Source organism: Streptomyces sp. B93 (genome assembly GCF_018070565.1).
Taxonomy (GTDB): Bacteria; Actinomycetota; Actinomycetes; order Streptomycetales; family Streptomycetaceae; genus Streptomyces.
In genome coordinates, this window is sequence record NZ_JAGPXL010000009.1 from 64,064 (window position 1) to 77,984 (window position 13,921).

The 13,921-nt window shown below is 71.0% G+C and carries 10 protein-coding genes; 7 read left to right on the forward strand and 3 right to left on the reverse strand.

Features of this window, described 5'->3' with window-relative positions; all coding sequences use genetic code 11:
* Positions 1-4 precede the first annotated feature (4 nt).
* Together KBY47_RS11410 and KBY47_RS11415 are read right to left on the reverse strand one after the other, a co-directional pair.
* Positions 5-664 (reverse strand): phosphatase PAP2 family protein, encoded by a 660-nt coding sequence (locus tag KBY47_RS11410; RefSeq protein WP_210920923.1) that lies wholly within the window; start codon positions 662-664, stop codon positions 5-7.
* A gap of 133 nt (positions 665-797) precedes the next feature.
* Positions 798-2,219 (reverse strand): non-reducing end alpha-L-arabinofuranosidase family hydrolase, encoded by a 1,422-nt coding sequence (locus KBY47_RS11415; protein WP_210920924.1) that lies wholly within the window; start codon positions 2,217-2,219, stop codon positions 798-800.
* A 315-nt stretch (positions 2,220-2,534) separates the two neighbouring features.
* On the opposite strand from KBY47_RS11415, the gene KBY47_RS11420 reads away from it, so the two are divergent.
* The 3 genes from KBY47_RS11420 to KBY47_RS11430 all read left to right on the forward strand — a co-directional run bounded on the left by KBY47_RS11420 (position 2,535) and on the right by KBY47_RS11430 (position 8,676).
* A complete protein-coding gene (locus KBY47_RS11420) occupies positions 2,535-5,606 on the forward strand; it encodes a glycosyl hydrolase (RefSeq protein ID WP_210920925.1) in 3,072 nt (1,023 codons plus the stop codon).
* Between the two features lie 260 nt (positions 5,607-5,866).
* Positions 5,867-7,306: an endo-1,4-beta-xylanase gene (locus KBY47_RS11425; protein ID WP_210920926.1), complete on the forward strand. Its 1,440-nt coding sequence runs from the start codon at positions 5,867-5,869 to the stop codon at positions 7,304-7,306.
* A gap of 29 nt (positions 7,307-7,335) precedes the next feature.
* Positions 7,336-8,676, forward strand: a complete 1,341-nt coding sequence (locus KBY47_RS11430; protein ID WP_210920927.1) for an RICIN domain-containing protein — start codon at positions 7,336-7,338, stop codon at positions 8,674-8,676.
* Between the two features lie 96 nt (positions 8,677-8,772).
* Here the strand turns inward: KBY47_RS11430 and KBY47_RS11435 are convergent, their stop codons facing one another.
* Positions 8,773-9,684, reverse strand: a complete 912-nt coding sequence (locus KBY47_RS11435) for a LysR family transcriptional regulator (RefSeq protein ID WP_210920928.1) — start codon at positions 9,682-9,684, stop codon at positions 8,773-8,775.
* A gap of 127 nt (positions 9,685-9,811) precedes the next feature.
* Between KBY47_RS11435 and KBY47_RS11440 the strand changes: the two genes are divergently transcribed.
* From KBY47_RS11440 to KBY47_RS11455, 4 genes are read left to right on the forward strand one after another with little or no spacing between them, the layout of a single operon-like run.
* Positions 9,812-10,813, forward strand: a complete 1,002-nt coding sequence (locus KBY47_RS11440) for a fumarylacetoacetate hydrolase family protein (protein ID WP_210920929.1) — start codon at positions 9,812-9,814, stop codon at positions 10,811-10,813.
* Entirely contained in the window at positions 10,810-11,766 is a 957-nt protein-coding gene (locus tag KBY47_RS11445; protein WP_210920930.1) for a cyclase family protein, read from the forward strand. Before KBY47_RS11440 ends, KBY47_RS11445 begins: the two co-directional genes overlap by 4 nt.
* Before the next feature lie 24 nt (positions 11,767-11,790).
* Complete coding sequence (locus tag KBY47_RS11450; protein ID WP_210920931.1) at positions 11,791-12,921, forward strand: FAD-dependent oxidoreductase; 1,131 nt, start codon at positions 11,791-11,793, stop codon at positions 12,919-12,921.
* Complete coding sequence (locus KBY47_RS11455) at positions 12,918-13,919, forward strand: amidohydrolase family protein (RefSeq protein WP_210920932.1); 1,002 nt, start codon at positions 12,918-12,920, stop codon at positions 13,917-13,919. The genes KBY47_RS11450 and KBY47_RS11455 overlap by 4 nt, the downstream gene beginning before the upstream one ends.
* The last annotated feature ends 2 nt before the right edge of the window (positions 13,920-13,921 follow it).

The window sequence follows — 13,921 nt, forward strand, 5'->3', positions numbered from 1 at the left end:
GACGTCAGGGACGCCCGGTCCGCCGGGCGTCGGCCACCCGGTCGACCAGCCAGGCGGTCACCGGGATCACCGCCAGGGCGGTGCACCAGCCGCCGAGGACGTCGGTCGGGTAGTGCGCGCCGAGGACGACCTGGGCCCAGCCCATGGCGGCCCCGGCGGCCAGTCCCGCGCCCAGCACGAGCGCCGTGCCGGCGGCCCTGCCCAGGCCCAGCCGACCGGTCGCGAGCAGCGCCACCGCCAGGGCGAGCGCGGTGAGGAAGGCGGTGTGCCCGCTCGGGTAGGCCAGGTTGTCGTCGCCGTGGATGGTGCGCCCCACGAGCGACTTCAGCAGGGTCGTCGTCCCCACGGCCAGGGCGGCGCCGGTCACGACGAGCACCGCGGCCCGCGGACACCGCAGCAGCAGGCACCCCGCCACGGCGAGGATGACCAGCGCCGCCGCTCCCCGGGGCTCCCCCAGGAAGTCGACGGCACGGGCGACGTCCCGCCACGGCGACGGCACGTCCTCCAACGCCGACCAGACCCGTGAGTCCACCCGCCCCGGCTCCCCGTCGCCCGCGTACCGCCCGCCGAGCCCGGCGACCACCAGCACGGCGAGCCCCGCGACCGCCCCGAGCCGGACCCGCACCGCCGACGGCAGCACGGCGGGCCCCGACCGACCGGTCATGGGCCCACCGCGCGCACCGTCGCAGACCATCTCCCCCACCCCTACCGCGATGCCGCGCCCCGACAACCGCCCGCCGTCGCGGCCGGGCCCGTCGAATCTACCCGCCGGGGCGTAAGCACCGCGTCGGGCCGGGTCAGCGTTGCAGGGTGAGCACCCCCGGCCGCCACGGCAGCTGGTCGTAAGGTCCGCCCGCGGACGGGGACTTGCCCTGGTACAGGAACTGGAGGTTGCAGGGGTCGATGGTCATGGTCTGGTCGGGGTTGTTGCGGACCAGGTCACCGTGGCTGATGTCGTTGGTCCAGGTGGCCCCGCTGTTGGCCTTGCCCGCGAAGGGGGTGCTCTCGCTGGCGGCCTGCGGGGTCCACGAGCCGCTGAGGCTGGAGGCGGTGAAGGAGCGGAAGTAGCGCCCGTTCGCGCCCATCGCCTCCACGATCATGAGGTACTGGTTCTGCCCCTGGACCTTGTACACCTGTACGCCCTCGAACAGGTTGGCCTTGGTGTCGCTCATGATCGTCGTGTACGACGAGCCGAAGTTGCCCGGGAAGTTCCCGATCGGCATGCTCGCCCGGTAGATCTTGCCGTTGTCACCGGCGAAGAACAGGTACATGTTCTGGCCGTCGGCGATCAGCGTCTGGTCGATCGGCCCGGTGTCGGAGCCGGAAATGCTCCCGGTGAACAGCGGCTGCGGGGCGGACCAGCCGTTGGGGTTGGTGGGGTCGCTGGACGTGCGGTAGATGAAGGGCCAGGAGCCCCACTGGTAGGCCAGGACCCAGATGTTCTTGGGCGCGAAGTAGAACAGCGTGGGCGCCACCGCGGCCTGGTTCATCCCGATCTGCCCGGTGGACCCCATGTCGGACCAGTTGGTGAAGGGGCTGAACATCATCGAGCCGTACGACGATCCGGACACGTTGGTCGCGTAGACCAGGTGCCTGCCGTTGTGCGTCACGGTGGTGAAGTCCTTCACCGCGGCCCACCCGTTGGCGGGCTGCGCCAGCACACCGGTCGACGACCACCGGTACGACGACGGAAGGGCGCAGCCGTCCGTGGGCGGCGTCCCGGTCAGGCCGGTCCACTTCTGGTTGCTGCCGCCGTTGCACGTCCACAGCTGCACCGCCGTGCCGTTGGCGGTAGCGGCGCCCGCCGCCTCCAGGCACAGCCCGGACTGCACGCCGACGACCGTGCCGTCGGAGTTCACCCGCCACTGCTGGTTGGCGCCGCCGGAGCAGGACCAGATCTGCACCCGGGTACCGGCCGTGGTGGCGCTGCCGGGTACGTCCAGGCACTTGTTGCCGTAGACGGTCAGCTGGCCCGAATCCGTCGACGTCCACTGCTGGTTGGTCCCGTTCCAGCAGTCGTAGAGCTGGAGGTACGCGCCGTCGCTCTGGCTGGCGCCGACGACGTCGAGACACCGCCCGGAACCGACGCCGCGTAGCGCGCCGGTGCTGGCGGCCTGGGCCGGGGTGGCGACGAGCATCGCCGCCAGGGCGGCCAGGACCGCGAGCGTGGCGGCGAGCACCGCGGACGGATGCCTGCGGCTGAATCTTCCTCTGCGCATGGGCACTTCCCAACCTCGGAGCGGACTCGTTCGCAATCTCGAACGAGTGTCGGAGTGTCGAGCAACCCGAAGCATCAGGGAGTCGATGAACGGCGTCAACCGTTCTCGCAAGAGTCGCCTGCTACCTCGAAACGTTTCGCGCCAACCGGTCACGCGACTTGGCCGGAAACCACGTTCGGACACCCATGCGCCGCCGATCCTTCACTCCCTGGAGACGACGGCGCCCCATAACGGATTTTGGCTCAAAGTGTTGACGACCTATCAGGCCACCCCTACGTTGTCGGCGACTTGAGAGCGCTCTCAGAAGGGCTGTGCATGAAGTCTCGAAGAAACCTGTCGTTGCTGACAACGGCGGTTCTCACCGTCACCGCCCTGGGCACCGTGGGCAGCGGTACCGCCTCCGCCGCCACCATCGAGGTGGGCAAGGGCAGTTACAGCGACGTCCGGCCGGCGGGCCGCCAGGGGCCGACGAACAGCGACGGCCAGGCGGTCAAGCCGAAGGTCACCTCCGCCATGGCGGACGTCCCCGTCCCGACGAACGACTGGTGGTCGTCCCTGGCCTTCCAGCGCTTCTCCGGCAACCCGTGGTCGGAGAACATGTACGGCCACCCCCTCACCTACAAGGCGGTCTCCGGCGGTCTGGAGGTCGGCTACCCGACCACGCACCAGATCGTCGGCGACGGCCGCCAGTACGAGTTCCCGCACAAGGCCGACCTGACCCTGGGCCTCGCCGGTCTCAACTCCCCCGACGCGAAGGCGGACGGCTGGAGCGACTGGACCGTCAGCCCGTACTGGAACGACGGCGCGCGCAGTCTGCGGACGACCATCGGCCACGGCCTGCCGTACGTGTACGCGGAGGGCACCGGAGGTGCGGCGCAGATCAGCGCCACGGCCACGCCCACCGTCTTCGCCGACCAGGGCAACGTCCTCGGCGTCACCATCCAGGGTCATCACTACGCGCTGTTCGCCCCGAGCGGCAGCGACTGGACCGTCTCCGGCAACCAGATCCGCGCGGATCTCGGCGGGAAGGACTACTTCTCCCTGGCGGTCCTCCCGGACCGGGCGGCGCTGGCCGACTTCACCAAGTACGCCTTCAGCTTTGTCACCGGATCGACGGTGGACTGGGAGTACCGGGAGGGGGACGGCGAGGTCACGGCGACCTACTCGCTGACCACCGAGGCGAAGGAGGGCACCCGGACCGGCACCTTCCAGGCGCTCTACCGCCACCAGTGGCTGCACAGCGGTGACCCGCTGACCGCCTACCGCTACGTCTCCCCGCGCGGCGAGATGAAGGTCCGCGAGGGCACGACCTTCACGACCACCCAGAAGGTCAACGGCGTACTGCCCGGCCTGCCGAGCGCCGCGGGCGTCGACAAGGCGAAGCTGAGGGCGTACATCAACGACGTACTGGCCCAGAGCGACCCCTTCAGCGGCGCGGTCGACACCTACTGGACCGGCAAGGCCCTCGGCAAGCTCGCCCAGCTCGTCCCGCTCGCCGAGCAGGTCGGTGACACCGCCGGCCGCGACAGACTGCTGAGCCTGATCAAGGGCCGCATGGAGGAGTGGTTCACGGTCGGCGGCGCCTCCGAGTTCTCCTACGACAAGGACTGGCGCACCCTCATCGGGTACCCCGCCTCGTACGGCAGCGACCAGGAGCTGAACGACCACCACTTCCACTACTCGTACTACGTGCTGGCCGCGGCGGTCGTGGCGCAGTACGACCCGCGGTGGGCCGCCGACTCCGAATGGGGCGGCATGGTGAAGGAACTCATCAAGGACGCCGCCAACCCGGCGCGCAGCGACGGCAAGTACCCCTTCCTGCGCGGCTTCGACGTCTACGCCGGTCACAGCTGGGCCGCGGGCCACGGGGCGTTCGCCGCGGGCAACAACCAGGAGTCGTCCTCGGAGTCGGTCAACCTCAGCGCTGGTCTGATCATGTGGGGTTCTGCCATGGGCGACGAGGCGCTGCGCGACCAGGGCGTCTACATGCTGATGACCGAGTCGGAGTCGATCGCGCAGTACTGGTTCGACGCCGACCAGCAGGTCTACCCCGAGGACTTCGGCCACGACGTCGTGGGCATGGTCTGGAGCAACGGCGGCGCCTACGCGACCTGGTGGACCGCCAACCCCGAGGAGATCCACGGCATCAACTTCCTGCCCGTGACCGGCGGTTCGCTGCACCTGGCCCGCGAGAAGGACATGCTGCGCCGCAGCGTGGCCGAGATGGAGCGGGAGAACGGCGGCCCGGCCGTCGAGTGGAGGGACATCTTCTGGCAGGTCCAGGCCCTCTACGACCCGGCCGGGGCCATGAGCCGCTGGAACCAGGGCAACGGCGGCTACGTCCCGGAGGAGGGCGAGACCAAGGCCCACACCTACCACTGGATCGCCACGCTGGACTCGATCGGCGCCCCGGACATGACCGTCACGGCCAACTCGCCCACGGCCGTCGCCTTCGCCAAGGGCGGCACCAGGACGTACGCCGCGCACAACTACACCGCCGAGGCGTGTTCGGTCCTCTTCTCCGACGGCGGCGTGCTGAACGTCCCGGCGAGGTCGACCGCGTCCGGAGCGGGCGACGACACGGCACTCGGCACCCTGTGCGGCACCCCGGGCGCCCCCGGCGACGACGAGAGGCCCGGCGCGCCCGGCACCCCGGTCGCCAGTGACGTCACCGACGGCTCCGTCAGGCTGACCTGGAGCGCCGCGACCGACGACAAGGGCATCAAGGACTACGACGTCTACCGCGGCACCGCCAGGGTCGCCACCGTCACCGGCACCTCCCACACCGACACCGGCCTGAACGCGGGCACCGAGTACACCTACAGCGTCAGGGCCCGCGACACCTCCGGGCAGGTCGGCCCGGCCAGTGGCACCCTGACCGTCACCACCTCCGGCCGCCCGCCGGTCACGGGCGGCACCTTCCACCTGCGCTCCGGCGGCCGGTTGAGCACCGAGGCGGCTTCGGCCGGCTCCTCGGCCACCATCCCGTCCGCGGGTGGCGCCAACCATGACGGCACCCCGTACAACCCGCTGGTCTACGAGGTGCGGAACGTCAACGGCAGCCTGAAGGCGGGCTCCGGCACGGCCTTCACCCTCAAGGTCGACGCGGGCACGAACGTCGGCTACGCCCAGCAGGCCCGGGTCTCCTACGACCTGACCGGCGACGGCACCTTCGACCGTGTCGAGACGTTCCGCTACTTCGCCACCGACCCGGTCACCGGCTGGGAGGACTACTCCTCGGCCCGGCAGGGGACGCACTCCGCGTCGGGCGCCCTGGGCGACCTGAGGGGCGGCACCGTCCGCGTCGAGGTCTGGAGCGCCCTGGGCAACGGTCCGTCCACCCTCCAGGTGGACACGGGATCGGTGCTGACCATCCCGTTCGACTGACGGCCGACCGGCCCGGCCCCGGCCCGTGGGGAACGACCCCCACGGGCCGGGGCGTTTCACACTCCGTCTTCGAAACTTTCGAGCCAAAGGCAGAAACTTTTTCTGCGCGAGGCATTGACGCTGCACCGTCAATGCCTCAATCATCCCTGTCTGGGAAACCGGTCACAGTTCGATAACTCGAACGCCTCCACCGAGTGGGGCGGCCGACGCAGTCCCCCGCGCTTCAGTCCTTCCGTGATTCCTACCTTGGAGGCACAGTCATGGGCCCGCACGCCCTTGCCAGATCAGCTGTCCCACGCAAGATCCGCGGCCTGCTGCTGGCGCTGATCGTCACCGCCCTCGGTGTCGTCACCGCCCTGGTCGCACCGCCGTCCGCGCACGCCGCCGAGAGCACACTCGGCGCCGCGGCGGCGCAGAGCGGCCGCTACTTCGGCACCGCCATCGCCTCGGGCAGGTTAGGCGACTCGACGTACACGACGATCGCGAACCGTGAGTTCAACTCGGTCACGGCCGAGAACGAGATGAAGATCGACGCCACCGAGCCGCAGCGGGGCCAGTTCAACTTCACCGCCGCCGACCGCGTCTACAACTGGGCGGTGCAGAACGGCAAGGAGGTCCGCGGCCACACCCTGGCCTGGCACTCCCAGCAGCCGGGCTGGATGCAGAGCCTCAGCGGCAGCGCCCTGCGCCAGGCGATGATCGACCACATCAACGGCGTGATGGCCCACTACCGGGGCAAGATCGCCCAGTGGGACGTCGTGAACGAGGCCTTCGAGGACGGCAATTCGGGAGCCCGCCGCGACTCCAACCTCCAGCGCACCGGCAACGACTGGATCGAGGTCGCCTTCCGCACCGCGCGCGCCGCGGACCCGGCCGCCAAGCTCTGCTACAACGACTACAACGTCGAGAACTGGACCTGGGCCAAGACCCAGGCCATGTACAACATGGTCCGCGACTTCAAGCAGCGCGGCGTGCCGATCGACTGCGTCGGCTTCCAGTCGCACTTCAACAACGGCAGCCCCTACAACAGCAACTTCCGCACCACCCTCCAGAACTTCGCCGCCCTCGGCGTCGACGTGGCCATCACCGAACTCGACATCCAGGGCGCCTCGCCCACGACCTACGCCAACGTGGTCAACGACTGCCTGGCCGTTTCGCGCTGCCTCGGCATCACCGTCTGGGGTGTGCGCGACAGCGACTCCTGGCGAGCGGAGCAGACGCCGCTGCTGTTCAACAACGACGGCAGCAAGAAGGCCGCCTACACCTCCGTCCTCAACGCGCTCAACGGCGGCTCCACCACGCCCACGGATCCCCCTCCGGGCTCCGGACAGATCAAGGGCGTCGGCTCCGGCCGCTGCCTGGACGTGCCCAACGCCAGCACCTCCGACGGCACCCAGCTCCAGCTGTGGGACTGCCACAGCGGCACCAACCAGCAGTGGACGTCCACCGCGGCGGGTGAGCTGAGGGTCTACGGCAACAAGTGCCTGGACGCCTCCGGCACCGGCAACGGAGCCAGGGTCCAGATCTACAGCTGCTGGGGCGGCGACAACCAGAAGTGGCGCCTGAACTCCGACGGTTCGATCGTCGGCGTCCAGTCCGGTCTCTGCCTCGACGCCGTCGGGGCCGGTACCGCCAACGGCACCCAGATCCAGCTCTACTCCTGCTCGAACGGCAGCAACCAGCGCTGGACCCGCACCTGACGGGACCTCCCGAGCGAAAGGGTGAATCGATGACAGGAAGACGTCATTGGTGGTCCCGGATCGCCGCCGTGGTGGCAGCCACCCTCGCGATCGGCATGCTCACCGCGGTGAGTCCGGCGCCCGCCCAGGCGGCGACGGTGGACACCGACGCCTGGTACGTCCTGGTCAACCGCAACAGCGGCAAGGCACTGGACGTCTCCGGCGCCTCCACCGCCGACGGCGCGCGGGTCCACCAGTGGACCCGCGCCGACAGCACCAACCAGCAGTGGCAGTTCGTGGACTCCGGCGGCGGCTACTACCGCCTCAAGGCCCGGCACTCGGGCAAGGTGCTCGACGTGTCCGGCGCCTCCACCGCGGACGGTGCCGCGATCCAGCAGTGGGCCGACCACGGCGGTGCCAATCAGCAGTTCCGCCTGGCCGACTCCGACGCGGGCCACGTCCGGCTGGTCAACCGCAACAGCGGCAAGGCGGTGGAGGTGCAGGGCGCCTCGACCGCCGACGGCGGCAGCGTGGTCCAGTACGCCGACTGGAGCGGCGCCAACCAGCAGTGGCAGCTGGTCAGGCTGTCGTCCGGCGGAGGCGGCGGGTGCGGCAGCACCCCGACCCTGACGAGCGGCACGCACACCATCCAGAGCGGCGGCAAGAGCCGCAGCTTCATCCTCAGGGTGCCGGCGAACTACGACAACAGCCACCGCTACCGGCTGATCTTCGCCTTCCACTGGCGGGGCGGAACAGCCGGAGACGTCGCCACGGGCGGCACGAGCGGGAGCGCCTGGTCCTACTACGGCCAGCAGGAACAGTCGAACAACGGAGCGATCCTGGTCGCCCCCCAGGGCCTGAACAACGGCTGGGCGAACTCCGGCGGCGAGGACATCACCTTCGTCGACGACATGATCCGGCTGATCGAGGGCGACCTCTGTGTCAACCCGGCACAGCGTTTCGCCACGGGCTTCAGCTGGGGCGGCGGCATGAGCTACGCGCTCGCGTGCAGCCGGGCCACCGTCTTCCGGGCCGTCGCGGTCATCTCCGGCGCCCAGATCAGCGGCTGCACCGGCGGCACCCAGCCCATCGCCTACTTCGGGATCCACGGCATCAGCGACTCCGTCCTCAACATCGCGCAGGGACGGTCCCTGCGCGACAGGTTCGTCGCCAACAACGGCTGCACAGCGCAGAACCCGCGCGAGCCCGCACCGGGCAGCCGCACCCACATCACCACCGCCTACGCGGGCTGCCGGTCCGGTTACCCGGTCCAGTGGGCGGCGTTCGACGGGGACCACATCCCGGCTCCGGTCGACGGCTCCCCCGCCGAAAGCGGCACCGCCACCTGGACCAAGTCAGAGATCTGGAGGTTCTTCTCCCAGTTCCAGTGACCCGCCCACCAGCCCTGTGGAGCCAGGACCACCCCGGCTCCACAGGGCTCGTCCGGTTGCGGCGGACCGGCGGGCAGCACGACGGGACCGGGACCGCTACCAGACCCCGGCCAGACGGCCGCCGATCCGGGCCGCCGTCTCCCGCAGCCAGATGTGCGCCGCGTCATGGGTGTGCACCGGGTGCCACCACAAGGCCTCCCGCAGCGGCACCGCGTCATGGGGCGGCTCGACCACGCGTACGGCGGCCGACGGCGCGCACAGCCGGGCGAGGCGGGCCTGGACCAGGGCGATACGCCTCGTACCGGCGACCAGCAGCGGCATGACCTGGAAGCTGTCGAGGGAGACCTCGACGCGGGGCTCGATCCCCAGCATGCCGAGCTGCCGGACGGCCGGAGCGTCATAGGTGCGCTGGTAGGTGACCCAGGGCAGGCGGGCCAGGTCCTCCCGCGTCAACCGGTCGCCGACGTCCGGGTGGTCCTCGGCGACCAGGAAGACCCAGCGGTCGTCGTAGAGGTCGGTGGCGGGGAACCCGCTGATGACCCCGTGCGGCATGAGCAGCCCGTCGGTGGTGCTCAGCAGGGTGTCCGTGGCGTCCACCACGGTGGTCGGCGTCTGCGCGAAACGCAGCCGGATGCCGGGCGCCTCCCGATGGACGGCCCCGGCGAGTTCGGCGCCGAAGACGGCGACCGCGTAGTCGGAGGCCACCAGCTTGAACTCACGGCTCTCCTTCGCCGGGTCGAAGTCCGCCTGGCTGGCGAAGAGGCGTTCCAGCAGGTCGTACGCGGTGGCCACACGGTCGAGGAGCACCTGGCCGAGGGCGGTGAGTTCGTAGTGGCCGCCGACCCGGGCGAGCAGGTCGTCGTCGAAGTGGCGACGCAGCCGGGACAGCGCCGCACTCATCGCCGGCTGGCTGAGCCCGACGCGCTGCCCGGCGCGGGTGACGTTGCGCTCCTCCAGCAGGGCGCGCAGCGCGATGACGAGATTGAGGTCGAGACGACTGAGATTCACGGCTGCTTCCCTGGCTTCGCTGCGGCGACCAGCATGAATTCACCGCATGGATGAGCGTCATCCACAGAATCGATTTCCTTGATCCCGGTGGGCGGGTCCAGATTAGTCGCACCGCAATCAGGAGGACATGTCCGTGAAACCTGAACCCGCGTCCGCGCTCTTCGCAGGACCGTTCGCGCTCGCCACCGTCTCCGCCCCGGACGGCCCCGCGTTCCCCGCGCTCGTCACCCCCGACGGCCGGGCGCTCGACCTGCGGTCCGCCCTCGGCGAGGAGCGGCTGACCACGCTGGCCGTACTGGACCGCTGGGAGACCCTGCTGCCCCGGCTGCACGCGCTGGCCGGGGACAGCGGCCTGCACCGCACCCCGCTGGCGGACCTCCGCGTCCACGCCCCGGTGCAGCCGCGCCAGGTGTTCCAGTCGGGCGCCAACTACCGGCAGCACGTCATCGACCTGCACCTCGCCCACCGCGCCCCCGGCGACGAGCGGCCGGACGACGAGCGGCGCGCCGAGGCCGCCGAGATCATGGACCGGCGTACGGCGGAGGACCTGCCGTACGTCTTCATCGGCCTGCCCAGCGCGATCACGGGTCCGTACGACGACGTCGTCCTGCCCGCCTGGGCCGAGCAGCCCGACTGGGAACTGGAGCTGGCGGTCGTCATCGGCAGGCCGGCCCACCAGGTGTCCGTGGCGGACGCGCCCCGGTACGTCGCCGGGTACACCATCGCCAACGACCTCACCGACCGGGCGACGGTCTTCCGCCGGGACATGCCACGGATCGGCACCGACTGGCTGCGCAGCAAGAACGCGCCCGGGTTCACCCCGCTCGGCCCGTGGATCGTCCCGGCCGAGTCGGTCGCGGACCCGGACGACCTGCGCGTCACCCTGAAGCTGAACGGCGAGACCATGCAGGACGAGTCGACCAAGGACATGATCTTCAAGGTCGCGCGCATGGTGTCCTACGCCTCACAGACCGCGCGCCTGCTCCCCGGTGACCTGGTGCTCACCGGCTCCCCGTCCGGCAACGGCATGCACTGGGGACGGCTGCTGCGGGACGGCGACGTCATGGAGGGCACGGTCACCGGACTCGGGACGCAGCGCACCCGCTGTGTCGCGGAGGGCCCGGTGTGAACCGCCACGACCCCGAGGGCGCGATCGCCGGGGCCGCGAAGGCGTACTCCAACTGGGGACGCTGGGGGGAGCACGACCGGCTCGGCACCCTCAACTTCCTGGACGAGGGCAAGCGGCGTGCGGGGGCCTCGCTGGTGCGGCGGGGGGTCAGCTTCTCGCTCGCGCAGTCCTTCGACATGAACGGGCCGCAGAAGGGCTGGCGGCGGCGCACCAACCCGGTGCACACCATGCTCGACACCGGCACCGACGCCGCCCTCGGCACCCAGGGCTTCCCGCACGGCATCGGCGGCGCCGACGACGTGATCGCGATGCCGCTCCAGTGCTCGACTCAGTGGGACGGACTCGGCCACATCTTCGACCACGGCAGGGCGTGGAACGGGCGGGCCGCCGAGAAGGTCGTCACGTCCGACGGCGACCTCGTCACCGGCATCGAGCACATGGCGCCGTACGTCGCCGGGCGCGGCGTGCTGCTGGACGTGGGCCGGGTGATCGGCACCGACGGTGAGCTGCCCGACGGGTTCGCGATCACCGAGGAGCACCTGACGGCGACGGCCGAGGCGCACGGGGTGGCCGTCGGCCGCGGCGACATCGTCGTCGTACGGACCGGGCAGCTCGCCCGGGCCCGCCGCGAGGGCTGGGGCGAGTACGCCGGAGGACCCGCGCCCGGGCTGTCGTTCACCACGGCCGGGTGGCTGCACCGGACGGAGATCGCCGCGATCGCCACCGACACCTGGGGTTTCGAGGTCCGCCCGAACGAGTTCGAGCACGCCTTCCAGCCGCTGCACCAGGTCGCCATCCCGAACATCGGGCTGCTGATCGGCGAGATGTGGGACCCGGACGCGCTGGCCGAGGACTGCGCGGCCGACGGCGGGTACGACTTCTGGCTCACCGCCGCCCCCCTGCCCATCACCGGCGCGGTCGGCTCCCCCGTCAACCCGGTCGCCGTCAAGTAACGCACGGAACAAGGGAGTTCCCTCATGAGCACAGCCCGCACGGTCCTGGTGATCGGCGGTGGCGCCGCAGGCAACGCCGCGACGGTCCTCCTGCGCCGCGCCGGGATCGCGGTGGACCTGGTCGAGGCGAAGGACGACTGGAACGCCACCGCCGGCTCCGGCATCACCCTCCAGGGCAACGCCCTGCGCGTCCTGCGCGAACTCGGCGTCTGGGAGCGGGTGAAGGCGTCCGGCTTCGGCTTCGGCTCGGTCGGCATCACCGCCCCCGACGGCACGGTCCTGCACGTCGCCCGGGACCTGCGCACGGGCGGCGAGGACCTGCCCGCCACGGTCGGCATGCGCCGGCCGCAGCTCCAGCGCATCCTGATCGACGCCGTACGAGGCAGCGGCGCCACCGTGCGGCTCGGCACGACCGCCGAGATCCTCGGCCAGGACGCGGACGGGGTGTCGGTACGGTTCTCCGACGGCGGCGAGGGCCGCTACGACCTGGTGATCGCCGCCGACGGCCTCGGCTCCGCGACCCGCGCCGCGATCGGCGTCACCGACAGGCCGGAGCCGACCGGCATGGCCATCTGGCGCGTCGCCGCCCCGCGCCCGGCCGGGGTGGTGCGCACCGACCTCGCCTACGGCGGCCCCGCCTACATCGCCGGGTACTGCCCCACCAGCGACACCACCCTCTACGCGTACGTCGTCGAGGCCAACCGCGACCGCGACGCCATCCCGCCGCAGACGTACGCCGACGAGATGCGCCGCCTGGCCTCCGCCTACGGGGGACACTGGCCGGAGATCACCGCGCACATCACCGACCCGGCGCAGGTCAACTACACCTGGTTCGACCGGCTGCTGGTGGAGGGCTCCTGGCACCGCGGCCGGGTGGTTCTGGTCGGCGACGCCGCACACTGCTGCCCGCCCACCCTCGCGCAGGGCGCCGCGCTCTCCCTGGAGGACGCCTGGGTGCTCACCCAGCTGCTGACCGCCACGGAGACCTGGGACGACGCCCTCCTCCAGGGGTACTACGAGCGGCGTGTGGCCCGCGTCCGCCCCGTCGTGGAGGCGTCCGTGCAGATCGGCCAGTGGCAGCTCGACGGCGTCCGTGACGCCGACCTGCCGGGCCTGATGGGCCGCATCATGACCATGCTGCGGGAGCTGCCGTGACGACACCCCCCACCGTGGACGTGCACGCCCATGTCCTGCTGCCCGAGGTCGAGGCACTGGTCGCCGGCCTGCCGGGGCTGACGGCGGCGAAGGCGCTGGACGCCCGGCGCAACGGCCCGGCGGCACTCGCCGTCAACGGGCCCATGGTGCGCGACCGCGTCCCCGAACTGACCGACCCCGCCGTGCGGCTGGCCGCGATGGACGCCCAGGGCGTCGACGTACAACTCGTCAGTCCCTCCCCTTCGCACTACCACCACTGGACGGACGAGGAGACCGCCGAGAAGCTGTACCGGCTCGCCAACGAGGCGACGGCGGCACACTGTTCGGCCGCCGCGGACCGGCTGCGCGGACTCGGCCTGGTGCCGCTCCAGCACCCCGGACACACGGTCCGCGCCCTCGACCACGCCCTGGAGCAGGGCCTCCTGGGCGTGGAGATCTCCAGCCACGCACCCGGACGGGAACTGTCCGACCCGGCCTACGAACCCTTCTGGGCCCGGGCCGAAAAGACGGGGGCGATCGTCTTCCTCCACCCCTTCGGCTGCACGCTCGACGAACGACTCGACCGCTGGTACCTCTCCAACACCGTCGGCCAGCCGGTGGAGAACGCCGTCGCCCTCTCCCACCTGATCTTCTCCGGTGTCCTGGACCGCCACCCGCGCCTGAAGCTGGTCGCCGCGCACGGCGGCGGCTATCTGCCCACCCACCTCGGCCGCTCCGACCACGCCTGGTCCACCCGCTCCGACGCCGGGGCCGGCTGCGCCCACCTGCCCAGCAGCTACCTCGGGCGCCTGTACTTCGACTCCCTCGTCCACGACCCGCACGTGCTGCGGGAACTGGTCCGCGTCGCCGGGGCCGACCGGGTACTGCTCGGCTCCGACTTCCCCTTCGACATGGGCACCGAGGACCCCGTCGGCTCGCTCCGCGCGGCCGGGCTGTCCTCCGCCGACTTCCACGCCGTACGCGGCGGCAACGCCTCCGCCCTCCTCTGCAAGGAGTGACC